Source organism: Pseudorhodoplanes sp. (assembly GCF_046289595.1).
In the GTDB taxonomy this organism is placed as follows: Bacteria; Pseudomonadota; Alphaproteobacteria; order Rhizobiales; family Xanthobacteraceae; genus Pseudorhodoplanes.
In genome coordinates, this window is the sequence record NZ_JBKBVB010000008.1 from 43,196 (window position 1) to 69,426 (window position 26,231).

Here is a 26,231-nt window from a genome sequence, read left to right on the forward strand (position 1 = left end):
GGCACTGCCGACTTTCCATTGCCCAATCCGTTCACCGCATCCAAGGCTGTGCGGACATGATTGCAGGCTCGTTGCCGCTCCTGCCCTCAGATCGTTCGCATGATGTGTTGCCGGGACGATTCGATATGTACCCGCATCGCCGCAACGGCGCCGCTGCTGTCGCGCCGCTCGATCGCATCCATCACGTCGCGATGTTCCTGATGGATCCGGCGTAGCTGAAGGTCGTCGTTCAGCGAAATGAACCAGAATCGTAGCGAACGCTCGTGCAGCATCGTGATCAGATCGCTGAGCACCGGATTGCGTGCCGACAGCGAGATCTGGTGATGAAAGGCGCGGTCCAGATTCATCAGTTCCTCGCGATTGCGGGTTCTGATCGACTGTGCGGACGCATTCAGGGTCGCGCGCATGCGCTCGATATCTTGTGGCGTGGCGCGTTCGGTGGCGAGACCGACGCAATACGGCTCATTGACCAGGCGCATTTCCAGGATATGCAGCACCTGCTCAAGCGAAATCGGCTGCACCACGACGCCCTTGCGGGGGATGACCTGAACCAGGCCTTCGAGCATCAAGCGATCCAGCGCCTGATGCACGGGCGTGCGCCCGATGCGCAGCACGCGGCTGATCCGCGCTTCGTTGAGATAGTCGCCCGGACGAAATTCGAGGCAATTGATCCGACGTTTGATCTCAAGATAGGCGCGGTCGCGCAGCGACAGGCCGTCCGGCCTCTCGCCTGCCTTCGGTAGAACCGCGCGCCCCGCCATGTCGCTTACGCGTCGTCGTTGTAGAAATGGGTTTCGAGCAGAATGCAGCCGGTGTCGGATTTGAACGGCCCATGATAAACTCCGGGAGGCCGCACCGCATAGGTATAGCCCTCGAACTTCTCGCCGCCCTGCCCATTCGCGTCATTCCCGACGATCAGGTCGCCCGACAGCAGGAAGACTTCTTCCCAATATTCGTGGACGAACGGCGCCGTCGTATAGGTACCGGGCTGGAAGCGCAGCAGACGGGTGCGGTTGCCCTGCTTGCGCACCTCATCGAGTTCGCCTGCGATGATCTTTTGCTGGATTCCGGCAGGGTATCCCGGCGGCGTGTGCCAACCTTCCGACAAATCAAGCTTGTGGAACTCCTGGTGGCCCTTGTTAAAACCCATGGTCATCTCCTCACCCTTCATCCGGCAGGGACCGGATCGCATAGGCATGCGTCAATTTCCGACCGAGAACGGGATCCTCGAGCTCCATTTCGAAGGTCCCGGCACTCGCGATATCGCCATGCACCGTGAGCGTCCCGCAGAACATCGCAGTTGCGTCCGGAAGATCGCTCTCGCCACACCACATTCTGCACAATTCCTGCGGCGTTCGCATCGCCGCTACGCTGCCCTCCTGATACAAGCGCCGCTTGCCCCCGTCCCTGACATAGGAACGCAACAGCAGGCTGTCCCAATGCGGCGCGACATCGCTGAAGCGCCAGACATCCGCGCTGACCGGTTTGGCGCACATCTGCTTGGACAGCGATACGCCGATTGCCTCGGCTTTGCGGTCCGTGTGGTCGGAGCCGAGACCGACAAATACTTCGCCATCAATATTGTAGAGGACGCACTCAACCTCACCGCTCGAATGCGTGCCGAGCACCTCGATCTCATCCGACGTGGTCAGCAGCGCCGCGGCCGCACGATAAAAGATCGGCGTTGTCTTCGGCCGCTTGACACCGATCGATTCGAGCTCACGGATATGCTGTTCCACCGCCTCGGTATTTCGCCCGGTCCATCCGGCAATGACCAATTGCCGAATGCGCCCGAGATTCAGTCTTTCTACGTCCGGCACTCATTTTCTCCCGTCGGAGCAGGCCGCCGTCACCCGGACGGCGGCCTGCTATTACCTTATGACTGCTCGGACTTGAAGGTCGCGAGCAGGTTCCATTTTCCATCCTGCATCTCGATGATGTAGACGTCCTTGATCGCGTCCCCGTTCTTTCCGAATGAAATCGGGCCTTCCAAAGCGGGGAAATTCTTCATCTTCGCGAGCTCGTCGCGGATTGCGGTGCGTTCGGCAGCGATCTTGGCGGGCTCCCCGGTCACGCCGGCCCGCTTCATCGCTTCCGCATACATCAGGACGATGTCGTAGGTCGCCGCATCGAACTGGGCCGCGGCCGAACGGTCGATCCCGGCGGCTTTCGCGCGCCGCAGGAATTCGGCCTCGAACTTCCTGGTACGATCGTTCAGATCGGCATAATAGGCGGTCGGGATGACCGTCCCGTTGCCGGCTTCACCCATCAGCTTCGGCAGCTCGGGATCGGCAATCGTCGAACCGGCAACCAGGCGCCCCTTGTGACCCTGCCGGCGCAATTCCTTCGCCAGACGTGCAGCCGGCTCCGGTCCCGATCCGATGCCAATCAAGTCGGTCTTCTGGGCGGCAAGTTGCGACGCTTGCGGCGCCATGTCGAAGGCCTGCGTTTGAAAGGTTACGCTGCCTTTAACGTCGACCCCGGCATTCTTCATCAACGCCGGCAGAACCTTTTCGCCCATTGTCTTCGAGATGACATCATCGGTTGCGTAAGCGATGGCACCGGTCGCCATCGGGTAGTTTTTCTCCTTCAGCGCCCGCAGGACGCGCGCGAACAGGTAGCCCTCGTCCGTCGTGTTGCGGAACCCATAGGAATATGGCTCTGCGAGGTTGGGCGCTGAGGAAGCCATCGACATAGACACGATTCCGGCCCGTTCGGCAGCGGGAAAAACGACCCGTGCCTCGCTTGAACTGAACGGTCCGATGATCGCCATGACCTTGTCGTCATCGGCGAGCTTGCGCACGCCGACAACGGCCTGATCCGGCTTTCCGGCCGTGTCGAAGGAGACGATACGGAGTTTCTTGCCGTTGATACCGCCTGCCGCGTTGATCTCGTCGACGGCCATTTCGGCCGCGACAAAATTCGTGCGTGAGAAGGTCGCGAACGGACCGCCCGACGCGGGAAGATAGCCAAGGAGAAGCTCTTGTGATGCCGCTCCGAATGTCGTCGCGGATAGCCAAGCGGCGGCGACTGTCGCCATCATCATCTTTCTGGTCATGATGCACTGTTCCTTTGCTGGTTCACCTCAAACACTTCGGTCGCAGTGTCCAGACACGGCACTGTCTGGTCGCCCTTGCCCGAGCCACCCGGTGTCACGCCTGGTCCGAGATAGGCATCAATCAGGGTGTGATCGGACAACAGCTTGTCGGGCGCGCCTTCACTGACGATGCGCCCAAGTTCCATGACATAGGCATGGTCGGCGAGTTCGAGCGCGCGCTGCGTATTCTGCTCGATGAGCAGGATCGCAATCTCCCGATCGTCGCTCAGAGACGCGATATGTTCGAACACTTCGCTGGACAGCAGCGGGCTCAAGCCGAGTGAGGGTTCGTCCAGCATCATGAGTTTCGGACCCGCAAGCAGCGCCCGGCCGATCGCCAGCATCTGTTGCTCGCCCCCGGACAGAACCGAAGCGGGGTGGTCTCGCCTGGCCTTCAGGTTCGGAAAGCGGTCGAATATATCGTCGATCTCGCGATGCACGCCCGCTGTGAGTCGGCGATTGAACGCGCCCATCAGCAGGTTCTCGTGCACAGTCAGGGTGGTGATGATACGGCGTCCCTCCGGCACAAGAACGAGGCCGTTCTTTACTCTTTCGCAGGTCGGCCATGCCGTGATGTCGGCGCCGTCGAACCGCACCCGTCCCCCGGCGACCCGCTCCACACCCAGAATCGCACGCAGCAATGAGGATTTCCCGGCGCCGTTCGCGCCGACCACGGCAACGATCATGCCCGGCTCGAGCGCGAGATTGGCGCCGCGCACGGCATGGACCCGACCATAGCGGACGTGCAGATCCTTGACTTCAAGAAGCATGCCTGCGCCTCCTTTCCGCGGCCGACGCTGCGGTGCTGACAGGCTCGCCCAGATAGACGCGCTGAACCTCGCGGTTGTGCCGGATGGATTCGGGTGTGCCTTCGGCTATCTTTTCGCCGAAGCTGATCACGACAACCTCCTCGCAGAGCGCGCCGATAAATTGCATATCGTGCTCAACGACGAGTAACGTGATCTGCGTATGCCTGCAAATATCGTCGAGATGCGTCTTCAAAGCGGCGGTTTCCGCCTCGTTCAAGCCAGCCGCCGGCTCATCGAGCAAGAGAAGGCGCGGACCGGCCATCAGCGCACGCACAAGCTCAATCCGCTTCTGCACGCCGTAGGGCAGGCTTCCGACCGATGCGCGCTCATAGGCATCGAGCCCGGCATGCGCCAGCGCATCACGCGCCTCTTTGCGCCAGCGATTCCCCGGCCATAGGCTGACCGGCTGCAGTGAACCGCGCCATCCGCCGTATCGGGCATGCTGGCCCACCATCACATTCTCAAGTGTCGTCAAATGCGGCATCAAACGCACATTCTGAAAGTTTCGCGCCAAACCGTAATGCACGCGCCGACGCGACAGGACATGGGTGATGTCGTGCCCATCCATCACGATGCGACCGCTATCGACCGGATAGGCTCCGGTGATCAGGTTGAAGACCGTGGTCTTTCCCGCACCGTTCGGACCGATGAGCGCTGTCTTGGAACCGCGGCGCACACCAAAGGACAGATTGCGGATGACGGCAAGCCCGCCGAAACTCTTACTGATGTTGTCGATCGTGAGGATGGTATCGCTCATGCGCCACCTTCGCGATTTTCAACAAGATTTCTTTGCCCCGGACTTCGCCAGTCGAACAGTCGCCGGATTTGCGCGCCGGTGATCATTCCCTGCGGGCGCAATGCCATCAGGACGATGATGCCGGCGGCGAAGATGACATAGCGCCAATGCTGGCTGGCTCGCAGCACTTCCGGCAGCAGGGTGAAGACGGCCGCGCCCACAAGTGGCCCAAGAACAGTCTGGGTGCCGCCGAGGAGCACATACAGGACGATCGTGATGCTCAGCGCGATATTGAAGTATTGCGCTTCGATGAAGCTGAAATGGTGCGCATAAAGCCCGCCGCCGATCCCAGCAATGCATGAGCCGATAACAAAAGCGGCGATCTGAAACCCCCGCACCTCGATGCCCATGAGATCGGCAACCCGCTCGTCGTCATGCACTGCCCGCACCGCGAGGCCGAAGCGGGTCGCAAACAGCAGCCAGACAAAAATCACGACAACGAGTGAGAAGATGATCACCACCGGCAAGCGCACAAAGGCCGTGACCGGATAACCTGCCGCGCCACCAATGACTTCGAGATTGAGGATGGTGGCCTGCACCACCTGCCCAAGCGCGAAGGTGGCAAGCGCCAGATAAATGCCGCGGGTCCGCAAGATCGGCACCGCGACGATCAGCGCCACCAGCCCGGCCAGGATGCCGCCAACCGGGATGGCCAGCAGCGGATCGAACATCAGCACATTGCTCATATAGGCCGATGAATAGGCCCCCAGCGCCGCAAAGCCGGCCATTCCAAGATTCAGCTGCCCCGCCGACAGCGGCAGATAGGCGCCATATGCAAACACCACGTTGACGGCGAGCAGGACCAGAATGCCTTCAAGATAGCCGCTCATATGCCGCTCCGTCCCACCGGCGCTGCACTGAACAGGCCGGTTGGCCGCACAAACAGGATCAGCAGGAGAAGTCCGTATACGGCGATGTCCACGAAGTCCGATCCCAGATAGCGGATCGCCATCACCTCGGCGACGCCGATGATCAAACCGCCCGCAATCGAACCCCAGATATTCCCCATGCCGCCGACAATCATGGCGGAGATGCCCTTCAGGCCGACCACTTCACCCATAAACGGATGCACCTGTCGATAATTGAGGGCGAAGATAATGCCGGCCAGAGCCGCAAACAGGCCGGCCACGACAAACACGATCGGCACGATGCGGTTGATATCGACACCGAGAATGACTGCGGTATGGGAGTCTTCGGCGATTGTGCGCAGGCCGCGGCCGATCTTGGTTTTCTTCAGCAGCAGCGACAGTCCCCAGATCAGCATGATCGAGCAGATCAGGCCGATCAGTTGCGGCACGCCGATCACCAGCCCGGCCACACGGATATCGGCCTGGGCAAAACCGACATTCACGACCCGCATGTCCGAGCCGTAATAGGCTACGGCCAGATGCTCGAACAGCAACAGGAATGCCATCGAACTGACCAGAGGGATGGAGTGCTCCGCGCCGCGCATCCACCGCCATGTGAAGCGCTCGACAACAAGCGACGCGGCGGCAACGATGACGAGACCGGCGCCCGCGGCCACCGGCCAGGGCAATCCGGCATTGGTGAGTGCCCAAACCGACATGCCACCAATCATGAAAAGACCGGGAATGCTGAAATTCAGGAAATTCAGAACACCAATGCTCAGCGTCAGCGCTACCGCCACCATGGCGTAGATCGAACCAAGCATAATTCCGTTGATGATTTGCTGTTCGAACAAGTCCGTCTCCGCCGTCAGAAGATATTCGCGCGTTCGTATTGGACCGGCCAGGCCACACTGCGCGCCTTCAGTATGTTGGCTGCATGCAGCGGCCAGTGGGGGTTGAACAGGAGGGCGCGACCAAGGATCACAAGGTCGGCACGCTGGTTGGCGATGATCTCCTCGGCCATTTCCGGTGAGGAAATGAGGCCAACCGCCCCTGTCGCAATACCCACCTCGTGCTTCACCCGCTCCGCAAGTGGCACCTGATAGCCCGGATGAATGGAGATGTTCTGCTGGCGATCGTTGCCGCCGCTGGTGCAATCGACCAGATCGACGTCGCCGCGCGCCTTCAGCAGCCGGCACAATGCGAGACTTTCCTCCAGGTTCCAGCCGCCGTCGACCCAGTCCGTCAGGGACACACGCACGAACAGCGGCAAATCGTCTGGCCATTCGCGCCGGACGGCATCGATGGTTTCGATCAGGAAGCGCACGCGGTTTTCGAGCGATCCACCATAGCGGTCCGTGCGGTGATTGCTGGCCGCAGAAAAAAACTGGTGGAACAGGTAACCGTGCCCGGCATGCAATTCGAGGACACGGAAGCCCGCCTCGCGGGCGCGGCGCGCGGAGGCAGCGAACATCTCAGCCACCGCCGAGATCGTGTCAGCGGACATGGCTTCGGGAATGGCGAAGCCATCCGCATAAGGAATGGCCGAAGGCGCAATGGTCGGCCAACCGCCCTGCTCCGCCGTCAGTTGCTGCGTTCCCTCCCACGGACGCGACACCGACGCTTTGCGGCCAGCATGACCAATCTGAATGGCCGGGACGGCGCCCTGCGACTCGATAAACGAGGCGATGCCGGCCAGCTGGTCGCGTTGCTCATCGTTCCAGAGGCCAAGGCAATGCCTGGTAATACGGCCGCGCGGCTCGACATGCGTGGCCTCGACGCAGACGATACCCGCGCCGCCCGTGGCGCGCGCCGCGAGATGCGCGAAATGCCAGTCGTTCGCGAGCCCGTCGCGCGCAGAATACTGGCACATCGGCGACAGCATGATGCGATTGCGGGTGGTGACGCTGCGGAACGAATGCGGACGGAAGAGATACGGGTTTGGATCCCGCTGCAGCACCCGGCGCGCATTCTCCATATTCATCAGAAGATCACCTGCCGACGCATCGCTTCGTGGGTCACCTCGCCCTCGAAGCGTGGAAAGCGTGCGAAGTCCTCGCGCGCCTCGCGGCGCGCGTCGGATCGCAGGGCCCGATCAAGGCTGGCGGCGTCGGCGAAGGTCATTTGCGCGAGCATGAACGAACCGCCCGGCGTGACCGGAAACGGATCGCTCGAGGCAACCGGCAGATGCAGTGTCAGCGACGCAATTTCGGGAAAACGACGCAATATCTTGGCGTGATGCTGCGCATAATACGCGGCAAATTCAGCCGGATCGGACGCTTCGCCTCGATATCGAACGAAGTAGGACACCATCAGCAACATCCAAAAAGACGCGCCAAGGGTGACTTACCTGTGATATTTCACAAGCTTTATTTTGTCGCAATTGGCCGGTCCGCCAAGATGCGCGCGAATTGCCGCCCAGCTTAGACTTTTCAAGCCTCGCTGAGCGGCCGGCTACTCCGCTGCCTCCTGGAAGGCGGTATCTGCCTTCAGTTCATTCATCCGGACGCGCTGCATGGCCTTGCGCGAACCAGCCACAATCGCTGTGACGGCCGCAGACACGGCCTCGAACGAGGCCCGATCCAGCTCGCCGAAGAACGCATCGTTGATCGCGCAGATCTCCGCCGCGTTCTCCTCCAGCGCTGCCATGCCGGCCGGCGTCACGTTCAGGATGACGCCGCGCCCGTCTTCCGGGTTCGGCCGCTTTTCGACAAGTCCCGCCTGCGCCAGACGCCGGGTTTCGGTTGCGACGAAGGCGCTTGAAACATGCAGCAGCCGTGCAAGTGCCCCGACGCCGACGCCGCCCTTTGCTCGCTGCTGTGCAATGGACATCAGAAGGCTGTATTGCGGGCCGGTCAGCATCATGCGGCGCGCGATATGTTCGCGCACTGCATCCATCCGGGATGCAATGGTGAGAAGATCGTAGACAAGAGCCCGGAAGCGCTGGTCGGAGCCTCGTTCCAGCAGGGCTGGCCGGCTTACCGTGAGAAAACCGCCGGCGCGGACGCCCGGCCGTCCGCGCCGTGCTGACGAAACCTTCCGGCGAGATCCGATTTTGCGCCGGCCCGGCCGATCAGACATCGACATATCCCGTATCCTGAAGCAGCTCGCTTTCGACCGGGATATGAAGACTGTCATGCACGGTGTTGTAGAACTTCCAGAACCCAACAACGCAAGCGAGTTCGATGATCTGCGGCGGCGTCAGATTTGCCTTCAGCCGCTGCAGCAATTCGTCGGGCACCGCCGTGGGATCGGCCGACGCGGTGCGCACATAGTCGATGCAAACCCGCTCGAACTCGTCCTTGGGCTCATAGGCCCCGGACAGCAGCGCCTGCAATTCCTCCTCGCTGACACCCCAGCCTTCGAAATCCGAGTCGCGGGATTTCTTGAGCATGGAGCAACTGTGTGCCGTGCAATAGGCGCAACCATTGGTGGCGCAGGCAACGGCGGCAAGCTTGCGTTTGAGAAATTGATCCAGCGTTGAACTTGGATCACGCATCACCTTGCTGTTGAGCTGCCATAATGTCTCGGCAATCTCCGGCCGATAGGCATACAGTTTGAGTGCATTCGGCAGGAACCCCATGCGCTTCTTGTAGGGTTCGAGCACCGGCAGCAGATTGGAGGCAAACTCCTCCTCCTTCATGTACGGAATAAAGGGCTCGGCCTCCACGAGCACGCGCGGCTTCGGCGGCGTCAGATGTTCGTTCATCCCAACTCTCCTCGTTACAGGAAATCTTCCAAACGCACCTTCCCCCAATTGATCGGCCAGGCGCGGTCGAAGTCATGAAGGTCGTGACGCGCCTTGCGCGTTGCGTCGATTCCGATCTTTCCGACGGTGCGAAACGGCTCCAGCCCGGCAATCGGCTTGGCGGCGGGATCGTAGGGTGAACCGCGCGTATGCGGCACGATGAACACGTCGCGGGACGGATCGACCCGGCTTGCCATCGCGTGATAAACGTCGGCAGCATTATTGATGTCGGTGTCCGGCGATATTGCGACGACCATTTTGGTGTTGAGCCAGGGCGCGCCCATCGCCGTCATGAGGGCGTCGTTGACAAAGCCTTCGCGCGGATAATCGAATTGCAGAATGCAGGACAAGGCGCCACCCCAGGTGGGAAAGCGTATGTCCTTTACCTGGCAACCGATCTCGGTCAGCCGATTATAAAGTACCGCCTCATGACACAGCCGCGGCAGCGGCTGGTGATCGGTATCCGGACAGGTCTGATGGTTGCGATAGATCGGCCGGTCGCCGCGCATCGTCATCGCCGTGATCTCGACGTCCGGCACGAATTCCCGATGCGGCAGATGATACATCGAGGGCGACGTGACCTCGCCAACCTCGAATTTCTGCCCAAGATTGACATAACCCTCGACCACGATTTCCGCCTGAGCCGGGACCGTGAGATCGATGGTTTCGCATGGGACCATGTCGACGTCGCGATTCATGATCGTGCCAACCATTTCCATCTCGCCCCACATATCCATGTGCAGGCCGGAGAAGTTCGCCATGATCTCGTATGCGGGCGGGATGCCGAACACGAAAGCGATGGGCATCTTGTCCTTACCCATCGCGCGATACTTGTTCATGATGATGTGCGAATGCGGTGTGACGAAACTGATCAGTCCGCGACGCGCATCCACCGCATAGGTGCCGGCGTGACAGGAATTGTAGAAGCCGGTTTCGGGATCGCGAATGATATTCATTGCGGTCACGTAGGGCGCCTGATCCGCATCCTTATGACGCGGGATGGGAAGCACCCGCCAGTCCACGTCGCTGCCGGTACGGATCACCTCCTTGACCGGCCCGCTCCGCACATTGCGAAAACCCCGCGGCGGCTGCCGCAGCCTGAAGGCCAGAGTCCGCAAGTAATCGTCCTCGCTGACGCCGAGCGCGCGCGCCTGTGAACGGCGGTTCTTCACCAGAATGTCGCAGAGGCGAAAACCGGGCTTCTCAACGATGTTCTCGAACACAATCGGCTGGTCGCTCTGCGCGGACAGGGCGCCGACATCGTCAATGCGCACAGGTTTGGTAATACGTGTGACGATGTCGGAATTGGTGGAGAGATATTCGCGCAGCGACGCATCAGGCGTCCCTGCGGCGGGCGGCGGCGCATCTGCCATCGGAGCCATCTCAATCTCTTATGCGTTAGTAAACTAAGTTTACTAAGTCGATTTAATGAGTCAACTGCTATCCTGACGGCCGGACAGCGCCTCTAGGTTGACGCCGCTCTGGTCGAATGCCGTCACGCCGAAACGATATCGATCGACGGCGTTGTCCAGGGAACCGATACCGGCCGGATGCTGTTGCACCGGTTTACGCAGCACCAAGGCGCGGCTGCGGTCGTGCGGCCGGGCGGCCATGTCTTCGGGACCAAACTGTCGGCGAACTTTTATGTCTCGTGACCGGGTTGCGTTCGCACCTCCGAACCGATGGCTTAGAGGTGGATTTGTGTGAACGCGGCCAATTTCTGGAAAAACCCGGTCAGACAGCTATGCCTGATCCTTGGTTAGCTGCGCCAAGGCGACAACAGCCAAAGGAAATTCCTTAAAAGGACAAAACCCTTACGCGGATCCCTTCAGCGCTCCGCCATCGTCAGCGAATAGCGCCCTTCGGCGGCGAGGCACTCCGCTTCCGGCAACCCGAGTTCCCGGCGTACGATGTTGGTACCGAGCACCATCGAAACCATTTTGTAGGCGGCGTGCCGGCGGCCCATACCCTCGCGGCCCATGCCGCAGTCCGACGAGATGATCAGCCGTTCTGCGGGGATGTGCTTCAGCGCCTCGCGGATCAGGGCTGCGACCTCGTCGGGCCGCTCGATCTGCAAAGTGTGATGGTCGATGACGCCGATCACCACCTTCTTGTCCTTGATGATCTCGCCGATCGCTTTCAGATCGCCGGGGCCGGACGAGCATGTCTCGAAGGTCAGCGCATCGGCTTCGATTTGGTTCAGCGCCTCCAGCGTCGGCTGGTAACTTTGCGGCTCCTTGAAGATGCGCTGCTGCGACGGGTTGCCCCAGCAGGTGTGGCACCAGACTTCGGTCTTGTCGCGGAGCCCCTTGACCGTATTGTTGAAGATCTTGACGAGATCGCCAACGTCGAGCTTGCCGAACGCCTTGCCGCGCACCGGAACCATGTGGATTTGCGGCTCCTCCATCTGCACGACCGGACAACCGGCATCGGCAAGGTCGTGGAGTTCCTCGTTGATCGCTTCGCTGAGCGCCCAGGTGCGTTCGATCGGGTCTTTGTAGTGGTCGTCCTCGCAGGAAGCTGCGAGCAGTTCCGGCAGGATGGTGCCGAACTTGACCGGACGGGTGGTCATGCGCTGCGCCACCTTCCACATCGGCGCATATTGCAGGTTGCCGCGGCCGACCGGTCCGACGATCTTCGGAAATACACGCGCTTCGAGAAAGTCGTGCAGGATATGTCCGCGCGGATAGGCGACTGCACCGACCTTGTAGACGGACGGTATCGCTTCCTTCGAAAAGCCCGACATGTGTGTGAGCGGATAGCTCTGCCAGCTCATTCCGCCGACCTGCTCGTCGTAATGGGCATCGCCATCGGTGACGATGTCGAGCCCGGCAGTCTCCTGCGCGCGCAAGTGGCAGGACACGGCGTCCTCATATTGCTCGCGATAGCGCGAATTCACCATGGCTTCGAGGAACGGCGTCGAACCGAGCGTGGCCGTATACCAAGTCGGCCGCGGCAGGGATCCGATGATGGATGTGGGCAGCATGACGCCGGCCGAGGCCTTGAACATATCATCTTCTCCCTGACCGCCGTGGTTGCGCGCGGGCACAGCGCACATTCCGGCACCGCCAATTTTTGCATTTGCTAGCATTGCGGCAAACGATTGCCAATTTTTGCCATGCGCGATAGGGTGACTGCAAGGCCGGATACACGGCACGACAAGAAGCAGCGGACCAGGCCAATCGGGAGGAAATCATGAATTACGGATTTTGCCGCGGCTTTAGGGCCCTGGCGGCGAGCCTTTCAACCGCAATCGCGCTCGGCTTCGGCCTCCAGGCGGCCCATGCAGCCGATCCATTGCGTATCGGCTTCAGCATCAGCGTCACCGGCCCGACGTCTCCCGCCGGCAAACAAGTTCTCGCGGGGCTTGAAATTTGGCGCAAGGACGTAAACGCCAAAGGCGGCTTGCTCGGCCGTCCGGTCGAATTCGTCTATTACGACGATCAGGGCAGTCCGGCCAACGCGCCCGGCATCTACGCAAAGCTCATGAGCGTCGACAAGGTCGATCTCCTCATCGGGCCCTATAGCACCAACGTGATCGCCGCGGCGATGCCCGCGATCATCCAGGCCAACCGCACCACCATCGGAATTTTTGGTCTCGGCGCGAACAAGGAATTCAAGTATCCGCGCTATTTCTCGATGAATTCGCAAGGCCCCGACACCGGAAATTATTCCAAATGCGTGTTCGACCTCGCCGCTCAGCAAAAGCCCAAGCCGACGCGGGTTGCGCTGATCGGCGCCGATGTCGAGTATTCGCGCAACGCGCTCGACGGCGCCCGCGCAAACGCCAAGAAACACGGCATGGAAATCGTGTTCGACCGCACCTATCCGCCGTCCACCACGGAGTTCACCTCGATCGTGCGCGCCATGGCAGCTACCAATCCGGATATCGTGTTCGGCGCCACGCTGCCGATCGACACCGCGGGCATCATCCGCACGGCGAACGAGATCCAGTTCAGGCCGAAGGTCATCGGTGGCGCGATGCTCGGACTGCTTGTGACCGGGATCAAGCAGCAGCTCGGCCCCATGATCAATGGATATATCAGCAACGAATTCTACATTCCGGCGCCAAGCCTGCAATTCGCCGGGACCAAGGAAATGATGGCCGAGTATCAGAAACAGGCCAAGGATCTCGGCCTTGATCCGCTTGGCTATACCTATCCGCCCTATGCCTATGCCGCGGGCCAGATCCTCGCCAGGGCCGTCACAGAAACGAAATCCCTGAACGACGACGTTCTCGCGAAATATATCGCCGCCAATACCTTCGACACGGTGATCGGTCCCATCTCTTTCGGCCCCGATGGCGAATGGAAGGAGCCGCGGATCATCTGCATCCAGTTCAAGGGCATCTCCGGCAACGACATGAGCCAGTTCACCGACTGGTCCCGGCAGGTGGTGGTCTATCCGCCGGAATTCAAGTCGGGCGACCTGATCTTCCCCTTCACGGATGCGTCGAAGTAGCGATGAGGGCGGCTTATCCCTTGTCGGCAGATCCCTTGTCGGCAGGACCAACCCGGCGGCACGATACCGCACAGAGCGGGGCGCGCGCGATCGGAGGTCTCCGTTGAAAACCCAAAAGAAAGCGCGCGTCGGGCTGAAAGATCTGGCGCGCGAAGTCGGAGTTCATGTCTCAACCGTCTCGCGCGCCCTCAATCCGGACAGCGGACATCCGGTCGCACCAACATTGATCGAGAAGATCCGCAAGGCCAGCAAGCGGCTCGGATACCGCCAGAACCTCGCCGCCTATTCGCTGAAGACCAACCGCTCGCGCACCATCGGTGTGGTGGTGCCCGACATCACCGACGCGGTGTTCCCGCCGATCATTCGCGGGATCGAGGACGGGCTCGCCCAGTCCGGATATGTCGCAATGCTTGCCAATACCGACAGCGATATGCGGCGTCAGGTCAAAGTGCTCGAGACCATGCGCGCGCGCGGTGTCGACGGGCTAATCCTTGCGAGCGTGCTGCGGAGCGACAAGCTGGTGTCGCGCTTGGCGGACGGTCTTCCGGTCGTGACCGTCAGCCGCCGCACCGACGATCCGCGCTTTTCCTCGGTCGTGCACGACGAAGACGACGGCATTGGCCGGCTGCTCACGCATCTGGTTTCGCTCGGTCATCGCGACATCGCCTGCATCGCCGGCCCGCAGACGGTATCGACCGGCTTCAACCGCTACAGCGCCTTCATGCGCCATCGCGATCTGGCGGGGTTGCAAACGCGCCCTGCCCTCGTGTCGTTCGCGCGGGCCTTCAACGAGATCGAAGGCGAACGCTGCGCCGAGCAGCTTCTGGTCGCCGCGCGCCCGTTCACCGCGGTCGTCTGCGCCAATGACCGGCTGGCGATCGGCGCAATCTCGGCCTTGCGCCGGCATGGCATCGCCTGTCCGTCAGAGGTTTCGGTTACCGGCTTCAACGACATGCCGCTCGTGGACCGGCTGTCGCCTTCCCTGACTACCGTGCGCGTACAGCATTACAAGGCTGGGTTCGAGGCCGCCGACGTTTTGGTCGATCTGATCGAAAACGGCGCCTCCGCACCGCATCATCTGGTGCTGCCTGTCGAGGCCGTCGTACGAAGCTCGACCGCGCGCGTCCGCGGCGCGACAAAGCGGAAAGTTACCGAAGCAGCAGGAGAAAAATCGTGAGAGTTGGGTTTGTCGGCCTAGGCGTGATGGGTCTGGGCATAGTGCCGCGGCTGCAGGCGGCCGGGTACAGCGTGACCGGCTGGAACCGGACCAAGGAAAAGGCAAAACCGCTGATCGATGCCGGCATGGGCTGGGCCGATACGCCGCGCGCGGTCGCCGAACAATCCGACGTCGTTTTCACCGTCGTCACCGACGGCAAGGCCGTGAAGGAGGTCGCGCTCGGTCCGCACGGCATCCTCGCGGGGCTGAAGCCCGGCGGCATCTATATCGACATGAGCACGATCGCGCCCGAGGTGACGCGCGAAGTCGCCGACGCATTCGCCGCCAAGGGGCTCGTCATGCTGGACGCGCCGATTTCGGGTTCCCCGGTCACGCTCGCCCAGGGCAATGCATCGGTGATGGTCGGCGGCGACGAATCGGCGTTCGAAAAGGTCAAGCCAGTCCTTTTGGCGATCGGCCCCAAGGTGACACGCATCGGCGCGAGCGGCCTTGCGGTGAAGATGAAAATCGCGGTCAACCTGCTGCTCATGGTGGAAGTGATCGCGTTCGGCGAAGCCGTCGCGCTTGCAGAGAAAGGCGGAGTTTCGCGGGAAGCCGCGGTCGACGCGATCCTGAAGAGCGTCGCGGCCTCCCCCGTGCTCGGCTATCGCGGACCGTTCATTCTCGACGGCAAGATGCCGGAGGTGCCGCTCGCCGACGTGACGCTGCAGCAGAAAGACATGATCCTCGCCCTCGATATGGGCCGGAAGCTCGGCAGTCCGGTGCCGCTCGCCGCCGCCGCCAATGAAATGATGAATGCTTGCCGCGGTCTTGGAATCGATGCCAACGATTTCGTGGTCGCCCATCAAGTCTATCGACGCCTCGGAGGACAATCGAAGTGACCGCACCAAAGATGTACCGCACCAATATCCGCGACGTGCCGATGGTCGAAGGCCTCGCCCGCAAAGATGGTTGGGTCGAGATGCAGGTTCAGTTCCTGATCGACAAGAAATCCGCCGGGGCGGATCACGTCGTCGGCTGGACCGTTCTGAAGCCAGGTGCGCGGCACGAGAGTCATCGCCACCACAATTGCGACGAGTTCTTCATCGTGCTCAAGGGCAAGGGGCACATCTACACCGACGAGGGCGACAAGCCTTCGGGTGAAGGCGACGTGGTCTATTCGCCGCGCGGCTGCTGGCACGGTTTCAACAATACGTCGGACGAGGACGTGGTGCTGGTATGGGGCTGGATGGGCGCGGGCTCTATCGAGGCGTCCGGCTACGAGGTTCATCCCGAGAGCCACGCATGACCGGGCTGGACCACGAAGACCCGCGCATCGTTGCGGGGATGCGCCGGCAATTCGCCTTGTTTGAGGAGCGGCGCCGCGGCGGCGTAAGACGGATCGGCTGGAAGGTCGGTTTCGGCGCGCCGGCGGCGAAAGAAAAGCTCAAGATCGCGATGCCGCTGGTCGGGTTTCTGCTCGACGCTGCGGTGCTGCCGGACGGCGCGTCGGTGTCGCTGGCCGGCTGGAACAGGCCGGTGGCCGAACCCGAAATCGCAGTGGAGTTCGGACGCGATGTCCCGGCGCAGCCGAGCGAAGATGAAGCTGCGCACGCCATCGCCGCGATAGGGCCCGCGATCGAACTCGCCGACATCGACGGTCCGATGGACGATGTCGAGTCGATTCTCGCCGGGGACATCTTCCAGCGCCATGTCATTTTCGGGCCGCGCCGCGCCATAGAGCTGCCCGGCGGCCTTGCAGGACTGACCGGAGAGGTGATCCGCAACGACCGGGCGGTTCCGGTTCCTGCCGATCTCGAAGCCAATACCGGACGCATCCTCGAAACCGTGCGCGGCGTCTCTTTAACGCTCGCCCGGTTTGGCGAGGGTCTGCGCGCGGGCGACATTCTCATCGCCGGCTCGGTGACGCCGCCGCTGATGCTGACGGCGGATGACACTCATATATCTTGGGCGTTGCAGCCGATCGGCAAGGTCGCAGCCGGCTTCGGCGGCTGACTGCGGCCGGTGTTTCAGTCGCGGGCTTCGTCGCGGCGGTACCACGGCAAGAGCCTTTTCGTGCCCTTGGACAGCAGCAACTCGAAAAGGACGCCGACGACAGCGAGGATTGCGACCGCAACGAAGGCTTCGCTATGCTTGAAGGTCCGCGTGTTGAAGAGAATGTAGAAGCCGAGTCCCGGGATCGCCGCGTAGAATTCCGCGACCACCGCCGCGATCAGCGCCCGGCCGGCGGCGAGCTTGAGCCCGGCGAGGAGATAGGGGACGGACGAGGGCAGCACGACATCGAACAGGCGCGACCAGCCGGAACCGCGGAACGATCGCGACACCTCGATATATTCCGGCGGGACCGCCTTGGCGCCGTCGGAGACGTTGATGATAATCGCAAAGACGGCCGCGAAGACGACGGTCGCGAGCCGCGCCTCGCCGGTATACCCGAAATACAGCGTGAGGAGCGGCAGGATCGCCACCATCGGCATGGCGAACAGGCCGCTGACATAAATCTGGAGAAAGCGGTCGACGACCGGCACGCGGCCGATTGCAACACCGATTGCCGTGCCGAGGACGATGGCGATGGCGAGCCCCTGCACCACCGCACCAAGCGTCGCGCCCGCCGCCTGCCATAGCACCGGATCGGCAATCACGGCGGGGAAGACGGCGACGATGCGCGAGGGCCGCGCGACGAAAGCCGGCGCCCAGAGCCGGACGGCGATTTCCCAGACCAGCAGGATTGCAAAGCCCGCAAAAATACGGGCGGCGGCCTCGGGGCCGATCCATGCACGCCAGCCCGTGGCACGCGGCGAAGCGAGCGAAAGTTCCGGCGCACTCATCGGTTCAGCCCACGCCAGGCGCCGAAATGGTTTTCCAGCATCCGGCCGATACCCATGAGCACGACGCCGAGGATCGTGACGATCAGGATCGAGCCGTACAATCCCGGCACGTCGAAATCGCGCTCGCTCTGCATAATGAGCAGGCCGATGCCGGTGCCGGACAGGAAAAACTCGCCGGCGACGAGACCGACAAGGCCACGGCCAATGCCCTGCCGCACGCCGGTCATCGCATAGGGAAGCGTGTAGGGAATCAGCACGTCGCGCCACACACCCCATTCGCCGGAGCGAAAGGAATGTGCGACCTCCAGCAGTTCCGGCTTCACGCTGCGCGCGCCCTCGATCGTGTTGTAGAGGATTGGAAACAGCGCGAACAGAAACACCACGAGCGCCTTGGGTGCAAAACCGAAGCCCATCATCGACATGATGAAAGGAATCAGCGCGACCATCGGAGTTGCGTAGAGAACCATGATGTAGCTCTCGAGCCCGATACGCAGAAGCCTCACGCGCGCGAGCAGGATTCCGACCCCGATGCCGAACACGATCGCCGCGGAAAGGCCGGTGAAATAGACCAGCAGCGAGCTTGACAGCGCGTTCCACAAGACGCCCGAGAGGGCATAATCGTAGACACGCGCGATTGTCGCCGTGAAGCTCGACAGCACCGACGGCCGCGTCTGGCTCGCGGCGAATTGCCAGAGAGCCGCGCCCGCGGCGAGCGAGATCGCATAGGTGGCGAAGCGAGACCAGGTATCCAGCTTGGAGAACATGTACGGTCCAAAGAAGACGGCCGCCGGTTTGGCCCGGCGGCCTAAGTGCCGCTTACTTCGCGAGCTTGAGGGCCTCTGCGTACAGCGAGGTATCGGCGAGGCGTTCCACGGTCGTGGGCGTTCCTTTGATGTTGCCGGCACGCTGCTGTGCGCCGATGATCGCCTCGAGGTTCTCCTTCGCCAGGCCCGGATTGTCCTGCGGCCAGAAGCCGATCTTCACATAATCCGCAATCGCGGCCTTGGCGTCGTCGATGCTGCGGCCGGTCGGAGCGGCGGCCTTGGCGGCGGCCTCGACGTTTTTGGGATCGCGAATGAACCGCTCGGCCTCAATAAGGGCCGCGATCGCCTTCACCAGCGTGTCGCGGTTCTCGGCAATGCTCTTTTTCGTCGCCACCAGCCCGAGATAGTGGTTCACCGGCTGGGTCTGGTTGATATCGACGACAATGCCGACCTTCTTCTTCGCCTCGCGCTCGATCGCCGGCAACTCGTCGACGTGCAGCACGCCGAGCGGAATCTGGCCCGAGACCATTGCTGCACCGACATTGGCACTGAGCGCGACCTGGTTGGTGTCCTTCGCACCGAGATTGCAGGAACGCAACATCTGGTTGAGCGCGATCGAGCGCGCTCCGCCGAGGCTGTCCACGCCCACGGCCTTGCCCTTTACGTCCTCACACTTTGTAATCGATGCGTCGAGCGAGCCCAGCTTCCATGTCGGCCGGGGATAGCCGTAAATCAGGGTGAGATCGACGTCGGGGTTGTTGGAAATCATGGTCGCGATCAACGGCGAGGGCGACATTGCAAGGTCGATCTGCCCCGCCTGCACGGCGCGGGCGGCAGCTGCGCCGGAGTCGAACGGGCGCAGGTTCACCTTCAGGCCGTGCTTCTTGAAGAACCCTTGCTGCTCGGCAACGTAGGCCTGCGTGGTCACGAACACCGGCGGAATTCCGGGCAGCCCGATGGTGATGCTCTTTTCCTGCGCCAGCGCCGGCGCACCGAGGCCCGCGGCGGCGAAGGCCGCGGCGGCAATGACGGTGCGGTATGCGTAGTTCATCGGTTGTCTCCGTCGTGCGTTTCGGGTTCCGTTTCTCGTCTGTTACGCTGGCGTCAGCGCTGCAACTGCAACTCGGCCGCGCGCGCTTCGTCCATCAGGGTTGCCCAGACATGCTCGCGCAGCTCGGCAAAGCGCGGCAGCGTGAGCGTCTCGCGGTTGCGCGGAAAGGGCAAGTCCACTTCGATCGTCTCGAACACGCTCGCGGGACGGCCTTTCAAGACCACCACGCGATGGCCCATAAGGACAGCTTCCTCGATGGAGTGCGTCACAAACACCATGCTGGTCGGGCGCATCTGCCAGATGCGCAGCAGCTCGAATTGAAGTATCTCGCGCGTCTGCGCGTCGACCGCAGCGAACGGTTCGTCCATCAGCAGAACACTCGGCTCGATGGCGAGCGCGCGGGCGAGGCCGCAGCGCTGCTGCATGCCGCCGGAAAGCTGGTACGGATAGGCATTCTCGAAACCGGCGAGGCCGACGAGTTTGACGAAGCGCGGCACGCGTTCGCGGATCTCGGCCTTGGATGCGCCGGCGAGCCGCAGGCCATAGGCGACGTTGTTGAACACGGTCTTCCACGGAAACAGACCGAACTGTTGAAACACCATCGCCACACCGGGAAGCGGTGCTGTGACCTCCGTACCCGAGATGTCGACCTTTCCGGACGACGGCGGGATCAGCCCGTCGATGCAGCGGAGCAGCGTGGTTTTGCCGCAGCCGGAGGGCCCGACGATCGCAACAATCTCGCGATCACCGATCTCCATATTGATGTCGTGGAAAACCTCCAGCGCGCCGTAACGCTTGCCGAGACCGGAAACCCGGATGCGAGCGCCGCCGCTGGCGGGGGCGCGCGCAGGGTCCGCCCCATCTCCCACAATGTTTTTCTCGACATTCCCCCCATTCCCCCCCTTCCTTCGCACGCGACGGCGCCTTGCGCGCCCAGTATTGCGGATCGGCTTTCGAGCGGGCAGCAGCTTCCGCCGTCTCGAAACCCGGCGCCATCGAGCCGCTCTCGCCGGCAAGCACCTGATGATGGTCGATATCGAGAATTCGCAACCAGCGCTGCTGACCCATCGTCAGCGCAATGAAAAACCCGATCTCGACCAGTTCCGGCTCGGAGAAATGCCGGTGCAGCCGCTCCCAGAACCTGTCGTCGGTTGCAAGATCCCACGTTATCGCTTCTGCGTATGACAGCGCTGCCTTTTGCTTTTCGCTGTAGTGCGTGGCGGTTTCGAAATTGATCAGGTCGCGGACATCATCTTCCGCCACACCGCTATTGGCCGCCTTGATAGACCGCTGATTGCCGCAGAATTCGCACAGCACCGATCGCGATACGTACAGGCGGCAAAGCTCCTTGATGGCATGGTCGGCGACGCCGTTATGAAAGACGTCTCGCCACGCATTGGCGAAGGACCAGAACACCGCGGGAACATGTGCGCGCACCGCCTGGCTCTCGGGACGCGGCGTCCCCATGCGGCGGCAGCGGTCGAGCTCGGCGAGCATTGCCGGGTCGTTCATCTGGGCGGGCTGGACGTAGGAAATACGCGGTTGTCCGGCCATAACGCTCCTCCCTATCTGGCACTTCCGGTTCGCGCCGGTTCTTTGAAGCGCATGTTGAACCATCGGCTTGAGAGGATCAATGCCGTTGGCTTGCCGTTAATCGCGCAGCTGCTGGAGCGGCATGGGGGCCCTCCATATCCAGCCGGGAATCCGGCAGGCTGCGCGCGGTCAATTCTCCGGTCCGGCGTATTTCCCTGCGGTCTCCGGAAACAACGCCTTGACAATCTTGAAGCGCGAGATATCGGCGGTCGAATCCGAGTGCAGAAAGATTGCCGCATCGCGAAACAATTTTTCGATGCCCACTTCGAGCATCGCGCCGTTGCCGCCGTGCAGTTCCATGGCATGCTGGCAGACCTTCAGGATTTCCTCGGACGCAAACACCTTGGTCATGTTGCAGAGCGGATCCGCATCCGGTGCCTTGTCGCTGACCGCCTGCGCGGTGCGTGCGAGGAGCGAACGAACCGCCTCGATCCGGATCGCCATGTCGGCCAGCCGCCAGGCGACGGCCTGATGCTTGATCAGGATGCGGCCGCCCTGAACGTAGTTCTGGACATAGTCCGCCGTCCGTTCGTAGGCTGCGACGCCGACGCCCAGATTTTTCGCGGCCTGAATGATCTTGCCCGGATGGAAATAGACGCCCGCTTTCTGCATGGCGTCATTCTCGGCCAGAATGTGGTCCGCAGGGATACGGCAGTCCTCGAACACGATCTCGCCGTTGTTCATAAACCGACCGCCCATCGTCTCATTGCAGCGCGCCACGGTGAGACCGGGCGCGTCACGCGGAACCATGAAGGAGGAGGTGCCCTGAAGGATGCCGGCCTTTGGATTCGTGTTAGCATAAACGACATAGAGGCCGGCGTCGTAGCCGTTGGAGATGAACTGCTTGCGGCCGTTGATGACCCACTCGCCGCCGCGCCTCTCGGCCCGGGTCTGCATGGCGGCTTCCGGGACGTTATAGGGTAGCCAACGGTCGGAGGCGCCGCGCGGCTCGGTCAGACAATGGGCGAACAGCATCTGCGGCTCGTTGATGAGGCGCCCGAACCAGTATTCCTGCAAATGGCGTGGCGCGAGGTGACGCAGCAGCACTGAAATCTTCCAGTTCTGCACCAGCTTGTCGGCGAGCCCGCAATCGCCCCGCGCAATCTCCTCGGCAATGATGGCGAAGGTCTGCACTTCGGTCTTCGGGTCAAGCTCCATGCCGCCAAACTCCTCGGGGATCCCGAGCGTGCGGATGCCTACCTTGTCGGCAGCCTCGAGGATTTCGGGCGGCAGGCGCGCGCCGGCGTTCATGTCCCACTCACGCTGCCAGTTGTCGCGAACAAATGGCGTAATGACCTCGTCGGCGAAAGCACGGCAGGAATCGCGCATCATGCGCTGTTCTTCTGAAAGCTGGTATGTCATGGCGATGAACTCCTCCGGCGCGGAGTAAACCACCCCCCTCCCCGCCTTGCGACTCCAATTGAGAGTGCAAGAGGGTTGGTACACGTTGCGCGCAGAGAGGCCATGGCGAATGACCGAGACGATGAACAGCAGCGGGAAGATGGAACGGGTCTTGCCGCCCTATGGTCAACTATAACAGCCACACAGGCGCATATTTCGCATTGTCAAATTTGTCAGCCTTAAATCGTTGCAGCACCGAGCTGCCGCGCAAGCCAGTCGGCGCTTTGCGGCCGCCAGCGATACGGCCGGTTATTGGCAATGTGGTTGCCGTCCTCGATCAGATTGAAAACGACGTCACCGCTTGCGTCACGCGACAGACGCTCCGCATGCTGCCAGGGAATGACCCGGTCGCGTTTGCCGGAGACGATGTAGAGCGGACAGCTGATATTCTGCGCGACGCCTTCGAGCGAGAGTGTCGCCGCGTGCTGCCGCGCCTCTTCCATGGTCTCGTGTTTGGCGCGCACCCGGAAGGTGTTGCGGGTGAGTTCGGGCATCGTGTCCCAGCATTCGGCCAGATTATAGGGACCGGCGAGCGAGATGCAGGCCTTTGCGCGCTTCTCGAAGGCCGCTGCGCGGGCTGCATAATAGCCGCCCATGCTGACGCCCCATAAGGCAGCACGATCGGTATCGACGTCGTTGCGGCCTTGCAGCCAGTCGAACACCGCCTTGACCGGGGCCTCGTAGTCGCCGCGGATGGCGAATTCATATTCGCCCTCTCCTTGCCCGGGGCCATCAAACACCAATGTCGCAACACCGCGCGCCAGGAATGGCTGCTCATAGGCATCGGTTTCTTCCTTGGCCGAGTCGAGACCGACGACCATCACCAGAACCGGCGGTTTCGCGATGCCCAGCGGCTTGCGCAGGATTCCATAGAGCTGCTTGCCTTCATAGGGAATGGCAACGCGCTCTCCAGGCGGGCGCAGATAGGGTAACGCCTCCATGCGGCAGGCCACCGCCTTCATATGGGCGGCCTTCATCTGCGGCAGGTCATGCACGAACAGGAATTTCGCGAAATGAAAATACACCGCCGCACGATTGAGGTGTTCGCCGGCACTGAGAAAGTTGCGCTCCGCCAGCGCGACGCGGCCCATTTCCTCATGGTCTGCGGCACGCGCCGACCAGGCGCGGCACCAGTCATCCCATGATCTGATGCTTCCAGTAATCTCCTCAAAGTCCGCGAGCGCGACACCATTAGAGACGAACCGCGCGCCCCAATGAACCATGGCGGAAGCGACCAGATCGTCTTTCTCGACAGCGGATTGCGCCATATTGCTTACCCCATGCCGGATGTGTGAGCGGCCCAGATTGCCGGCCGGCGTCCCGACCGCCGTATCCTGCTTTGGTTTCGATCTGCTCTCCATCGACACCAAAAGTTTGGACAGGAGTCCAGCACGCTGTTTGTGCTCGACGGATGACAGGTCGCTCAACAGCTCACCCACCGCGGCAAAGTGTCCGGCAATCGCCTTGTCAGCAAGCTTTTTTTCTGCGGACGTCAGACGAATGACATCGCTCCGACGGTCTTCCCGGTCCGGGCGACTCTCGACCACTCCCATCATTTCGACGCGGTCGATGCGGTTGGTGATCGCCCCGGACGTGAACAATGACTCACGCTGTATCTCGGTCGGCCGCACCTCGTATGGCGTGCCCGAGCGGCGCGGGGTCCGGTCAGGCTGAAGGCTTCCAGCTCAAATCGAAGGGGTCGCGTGAACGGTCGGTGATGATGCGGCACAACCTGAACCTGTTTCCCTGGCGCAATGTCATCGATAATGTCGCATTCGGAACGGAAATTGCCGGCGTACCGCGACAGCAGCGATCTGAATGCGCGCAGGATCTGATCAACTTGTTCGGGCGGAAGCGTTTCGCGTACAAGCAATGCCGTCAACTTTCGGGCGGGATGCGGCTGCCCAATCCCGGCCAGCATCCGGACATCGTCGAAATCCCTTGCCCACACCACCGCCTTGCAAGAGGCCGAGACTGTCAAAGCGATCGCGTCGAACTGGTCTTATGTGAATGAAGATGGATTGCGAACGTGACGTCGGTGATGAAGATGCAGGACCATTGGGCGGATTATTACGACTATGTTGAAAAGAAGGTATCGGCGGAACGGCTGTTCGATACCAGCATCGCCAAGCAAGCGTTGCAGCGCCTCGAGGCTGAGAAGCCGTTTGCGAAATAGTCTGTCTCCTCCTGTCCGGCCGCGCCGCAGGTTTGCGGTGCGGCCAATAGCTTGCCGGAAGCATTTTCGATGAAATCGGTCCCGGAGCTCGTTGCCGAAATCGGTTCACGCTACGCCGATCTGATCGACCTGGATTATCCTCGTTTCTCGGATGGCGAGATGGCGCGGCGCGATCGCCTGTTGACCGGCCTCGTCGCGGTGCACAACCTGGATGCGCTGATCGCGGTAGAAGCTCTGCGCGCCGGCACCGCAACCGGATGGATCACCGGCTGGCCGGTTACTGCCGAAGCGGTGACGCTGATGATCCCCGGTGCCCCGCGTCGGGTCTTCATTCAGCATTTCAACCATCTGCCGCTGGCAAGGCGGCTTGCCCATGACGCCGAAGTCATTTGGGGCGAAGCCGGGGCGCTCAGGCTGGCGGCGAACGCAGTGCAAAAGGCCAAGGCCGGGAAAGCACGGGTCGGCGTGATCGGCAGAATTCCGGTCGCCCAGGCTGAGATGCTGTCCGGGATGTTCGACGTAGTCGACATGAACCGCGCCTATACGGAGGTCCGGCTTGTGAAGTCGGATGAAGAACTGCGATGGCTGGAACTGGCGGCGGACCTCACTGACCTTGCGGTCACGGCGCTTGCCGAAGGCGCAAAACCCGGCATGAGCGAGCGCGAACTCCAGGCTATGGTGCAGGCACCCTATCTTCCGTTCGGCGCGACGAATTTCATTCACTATTTCCAGACCGCCTCGATGGCGGCCCCGGATGTGGCAGTGCCTCGGCAGTATCCGTCCGGCCGAAAGCTTCGGAGAGGCGATGTGATGTCGACTGAACTCAGTGTCGATTACTGGGGCTATACCGGACAAGTGCTCCGAACGTTCTTCATCGGCGAGCAACCGAACGCGCTCTATCGCGACCTGCACGCTGTCGCTGACGCAGTACTCGACGCTATCCTTGACCGCATACGGCCGGGAGTTCATGTTCGCGATCTTGTGGCCGCATCACACCTGATCGAGCAGTCCGGTTTCACCGTTATCGACGACCTCATCCATGGATATGGCGGCGGCTATCTCCCCCCCGTCCTCGGATCGCAAAGCCGACCGGCCGCCGGCGGCATCCCCGACATGACCTTATCGAGCGGGATGGCGCTGGTGGTCCAGCCGAACGTCGTCACCAGGGATTGGAGCGCCGGCGTGCAGACAGGGAACCTCGTCGTCGTGACGGATACCGGCGTGCGCTCGCTGCAGAAGTTTCCGCGAGGGTTTCATATGATCAATCCGTAGGGCCAGTTCGTAGAAGGCACAGAATGCGAGAGGCTGGCAGCGAGATTTGTTTTGCCTGGAAGGTGCGAGAAATGCCTTGCCCCGGCTCCGACGACACCGAGCTAAGGTGATCTAGGGTTGAGACTCATTAAAGCCACCAGACGAGGGCGGCTGCAAGACAGACGGAGGCTAGATAGTTTCGGGCCAGCCTGTCGTACCGTGTCGCGATACGCC

General features: G+C 61.7%; 30 protein-coding genes and 1 pseudogene. 8 read left to right on the top strand and 23 right to left on the bottom strand.

The window, feature by feature from the left end; translation table 11 throughout:
* Positions 1-86: 86 nt before the first annotated feature.
* From ACK41X_RS03690 to ACK41X_RS03760, 15 genes are all read right to left on the bottom strand, one after another.
* Positions 87-761 (bottom strand): GntR family transcriptional regulator, encoded by a 675-nt coding sequence (locus tag ACK41X_RS03690; protein ID WP_409719387.1) that lies wholly within the window; start codon positions 759-761, stop codon positions 87-89.
* Positions 762-766: 5 nt separating this feature from the next.
* Positions 767-1,171, bottom strand: coding sequence for a cupin domain-containing protein (locus ACK41X_RS03695; protein ID WP_409719389.1), 405 nt, complete (start codon positions 1,169-1,171; stop codon positions 767-769).
* Entirely contained in the window at positions 1,161-1,820 is a 660-nt protein-coding gene (locus ACK41X_RS03700; RefSeq protein ID WP_409719391.1) for a DUF2848 domain-containing protein, read from the bottom strand. Before ACK41X_RS03700 ends, ACK41X_RS03695 begins: the two co-directional genes overlap by 11 nt.
* A gap of 56 nt (positions 1,821-1,876) precedes the next feature.
* Positions 1,877-3,058 carry an ABC transporter substrate-binding protein gene (locus tag ACK41X_RS03705; protein ID WP_409719392.1) on the bottom strand — a complete coding sequence of 394 codons (1,182 nt, stop codon included), beginning with the start codon at positions 3,056-3,058 and terminating at the stop codon, positions 1,877-1,879.
* Entirely contained in the window at positions 3,055-3,867 is an 813-nt protein-coding gene (locus tag ACK41X_RS03710; protein ID WP_409719394.1) for an ABC transporter ATP-binding protein, read from the bottom strand. Before ACK41X_RS03710 ends, ACK41X_RS03705 begins: the two co-directional genes overlap by 4 nt.
* Positions 3,857-4,663 (bottom strand): ABC transporter ATP-binding protein, encoded by an 807-nt coding sequence (locus ACK41X_RS03715; RefSeq protein WP_409719396.1) that lies wholly within the window; start codon positions 4,661-4,663, stop codon positions 3,857-3,859. Before ACK41X_RS03715 ends, ACK41X_RS03710 begins: the two co-directional genes overlap by 11 nt.
* Entirely contained in the window at positions 4,660-5,532 is an 873-nt protein-coding gene (locus ACK41X_RS03720; protein ID WP_409719398.1) for a branched-chain amino acid ABC transporter permease, read from the bottom strand. Before ACK41X_RS03720 ends, ACK41X_RS03715 begins: the two co-directional genes overlap by 4 nt.
* Positions 5,529-6,404 (bottom strand): branched-chain amino acid ABC transporter permease, encoded by an 876-nt coding sequence (locus ACK41X_RS03725; RefSeq protein ID WP_409719400.1) that lies wholly within the window; start codon positions 6,402-6,404, stop codon positions 5,529-5,531. The genes ACK41X_RS03720 and ACK41X_RS03725 overlap by 4 nt, the downstream gene beginning before the upstream one ends.
* 14 nt (positions 6,405-6,418) lie before the next feature.
* Positions 6,419-7,534, bottom strand: coding sequence for an NADH:flavin oxidoreductase/NADH oxidase (locus ACK41X_RS03730; RefSeq protein WP_409719402.1), 1,116 nt, complete (start codon positions 7,532-7,534; stop codon positions 6,419-6,421).
* On the bottom strand, positions 7,534-7,863 hold the full coding sequence (locus ACK41X_RS03735; protein ID WP_409719404.1) for an EthD family reductase: 330 nt from the start codon (positions 7,861-7,863) through the stop codon (positions 7,534-7,536). The genes ACK41X_RS03730 and ACK41X_RS03735 overlap by 1 nt, the downstream gene beginning before the upstream one ends.
* A 141-nt stretch (positions 7,864-8,004) precedes the next feature.
* Positions 8,005-8,412 carry a MarR family winged helix-turn-helix transcriptional regulator gene (locus ACK41X_RS03740; RefSeq protein WP_409719405.1) on the bottom strand — a complete coding sequence of 136 codons (408 nt, stop codon included), beginning with the start codon at positions 8,410-8,412 and terminating at the stop codon, positions 8,005-8,007.
* Positions 8,413-8,623: 211 nt separating this feature from the next.
* Positions 8,624-9,259 (bottom strand): carboxymuconolactone decarboxylase family protein, encoded by a 636-nt coding sequence (locus ACK41X_RS03745; RefSeq protein ID WP_409719407.1) that lies wholly within the window; start codon positions 9,257-9,259, stop codon positions 8,624-8,626.
* 14 nt (positions 9,260-9,273) lie between these two features.
* On the bottom strand, positions 9,274-10,680 hold the full coding sequence (locus ACK41X_RS03750; RefSeq protein WP_409719409.1) for a UbiD family decarboxylase domain-containing protein: 1,407 nt from the start codon (positions 10,678-10,680) through the stop codon (positions 9,274-9,276).
* 51 nt (positions 10,681-10,731) lie between these two features.
* Positions 10,732-10,911 carry a hypothetical protein gene (locus ACK41X_RS03755; protein ID WP_409719411.1) on the bottom strand — a complete coding sequence of 60 codons (180 nt, stop codon included), beginning with the start codon at positions 10,909-10,911 and terminating at the stop codon, positions 10,732-10,734.
* Positions 10,912-11,126: 215 nt separating this feature from the next.
* Positions 11,127-12,308 carry a hypothetical protein gene (locus tag ACK41X_RS03760; RefSeq protein ID WP_409719413.1) on the bottom strand — a complete coding sequence of 394 codons (1,182 nt, stop codon included), beginning with the start codon at positions 12,306-12,308 and terminating at the stop codon, positions 11,127-11,129.
* A 185-nt stretch (positions 12,309-12,493) separates the two neighbouring features.
* Between ACK41X_RS03760 and ACK41X_RS03765 the strand changes: the two genes are divergently transcribed.
* The 5 genes from ACK41X_RS03765 to ACK41X_RS03785 all read left to right on the top strand — a co-directional run bounded on the left by ACK41X_RS03765 (position 12,494) and on the right by ACK41X_RS03785 (position 16,931).
* The gene (locus ACK41X_RS03765; RefSeq protein WP_409719415.1) at positions 12,494-13,759 is read left to right on the top strand and encodes an amino acid ABC transporter substrate-binding protein; all 1,266 of its coding nucleotides are present in this window, start codon (positions 12,494-12,496) and stop codon (positions 13,757-13,759) included.
* Positions 13,760-13,862: 103 nt separating this feature from the next.
* The gene (locus ACK41X_RS03770) at positions 13,863-14,936 is read left to right on the top strand and encodes a LacI family DNA-binding transcriptional regulator (protein WP_409719417.1); all 1,074 of its coding nucleotides are present in this window, start codon (positions 13,863-13,865) and stop codon (positions 14,934-14,936) included.
* On the top strand, positions 14,933-15,817 hold the full coding sequence (locus ACK41X_RS03775; RefSeq protein WP_409719419.1) for an NAD(P)-dependent oxidoreductase: 885 nt from the start codon (positions 14,933-14,935) through the stop codon (positions 15,815-15,817). The genes ACK41X_RS03770 and ACK41X_RS03775 overlap by 4 nt, the downstream gene beginning before the upstream one ends.
* Entirely contained in the window at positions 15,814-16,224 is a 411-nt protein-coding gene (locus ACK41X_RS03780) for a cupin domain-containing protein (protein ID WP_409719421.1), read from the top strand. The genes ACK41X_RS03775 and ACK41X_RS03780 overlap by 4 nt, the downstream gene beginning before the upstream one ends.
* Positions 16,221-16,931 (top strand): fumarylacetoacetate hydrolase family protein, encoded by a 711-nt coding sequence (locus ACK41X_RS03785; protein ID WP_409719423.1) that lies wholly within the window; start codon positions 16,221-16,223, stop codon positions 16,929-16,931. Before ACK41X_RS03780 ends, ACK41X_RS03785 begins: the two co-directional genes overlap by 4 nt.
* A gap of 14 nt (positions 16,932-16,945) precedes the next feature.
* On the opposite strand, the gene ACK41X_RS03790 is transcribed toward ACK41X_RS03785, so the two are convergent.
* The 7 genes from ACK41X_RS03790 to ACK41X_RS03820 form a co-directional block, all read right to left on the bottom strand.
* Positions 16,946-17,761: an ABC transporter permease gene (locus ACK41X_RS03790; RefSeq protein WP_409719424.1), complete on the bottom strand. Its 816-nt coding sequence runs from the start codon at positions 17,759-17,761 to the stop codon at positions 16,946-16,948.
* On the bottom strand, positions 17,758-18,525 hold the full coding sequence (locus ACK41X_RS03795; protein WP_409719426.1) for an ABC transporter permease: 768 nt from the start codon (positions 18,523-18,525) through the stop codon (positions 17,758-17,760). The genes ACK41X_RS03790 and ACK41X_RS03795 overlap by 4 nt, the downstream gene beginning before the upstream one ends.
* A 52-nt stretch (positions 18,526-18,577) precedes the next feature.
* A complete protein-coding gene (locus ACK41X_RS03800; protein ID WP_409719427.1) occupies positions 18,578-19,576 on the bottom strand; it encodes an ABC transporter substrate-binding protein in 999 nt (332 codons plus the stop codon).
* Positions 19,577-19,629: 53 nt separating this feature from the next.
* Positions 19,630-20,334, bottom strand: coding sequence for an ABC transporter ATP-binding protein (locus ACK41X_RS03805; RefSeq protein WP_409719429.1), 705 nt, complete (start codon positions 20,332-20,334; stop codon positions 19,630-19,632).
* The gene (locus ACK41X_RS03810; protein WP_409719431.1) at positions 20,321-21,130 is read right to left on the bottom strand and encodes a carboxymuconolactone decarboxylase family protein; all 810 of its coding nucleotides are present in this window, start codon (positions 21,128-21,130) and stop codon (positions 20,321-20,323) included. The genes ACK41X_RS03805 and ACK41X_RS03810 overlap by 14 nt, the downstream gene beginning before the upstream one ends.
* A gap of 168 nt (positions 21,131-21,298) precedes the next feature.
* Positions 21,299-22,531 (bottom strand): acyl-CoA dehydrogenase family protein, encoded by a 1,233-nt coding sequence (locus ACK41X_RS03815; protein WP_409719433.1) that lies wholly within the window; start codon positions 22,529-22,531, stop codon positions 21,299-21,301.
* A gap of 218 nt (positions 22,532-22,749) precedes the next feature.
* Complete coding sequence (locus tag ACK41X_RS03820) at positions 22,750-24,171, bottom strand: alpha/beta fold hydrolase (protein ID WP_409719434.1); 1,422 nt, start codon at positions 24,169-24,171, stop codon at positions 22,750-22,752.
* Between ACK41X_RS03820 and ACK41X_RS03825 the strand changes: the two genes are divergently transcribed.
* The 3 genes from ACK41X_RS03825 (at position 24,171) to ACK41X_RS03835 (ending at position 26,018) form a co-directional block, all read left to right on the top strand.
* Positions 24,171-24,584, top strand: a complete 414-nt coding sequence (locus tag ACK41X_RS03825) for a hypothetical protein (RefSeq protein WP_409719436.1) — start codon at positions 24,171-24,173, stop codon at positions 24,582-24,584. The two genes, ACK41X_RS03820 and ACK41X_RS03825, sit on opposite strands and share 1 nt — an antisense overlap.
* 15 nt (positions 24,585-24,599) lie before the next feature.
* A complete protein-coding gene (locus ACK41X_RS03830; protein WP_409719438.1) occupies positions 24,600-24,746 on the top strand; it encodes a hypothetical protein in 147 nt (48 codons plus the stop codon).
* Positions 24,747-24,815: 69 nt separating this feature from the next.
* Entirely contained in the window at positions 24,816-26,018 is a 1,203-nt protein-coding gene (locus ACK41X_RS03835) for a M24 family metallopeptidase (RefSeq protein WP_409719440.1), read from the top strand.
* 127 nt (positions 26,019-26,145) lie between these two features.
* Here the strand turns inward: ACK41X_RS03835 and ACK41X_RS03840 are convergent.
* Positions 26,146-26,231 (bottom strand): annotated as a pseudogene (locus ACK41X_RS03840) (IS5/IS1182 family transposase); the annotation flags it as partial.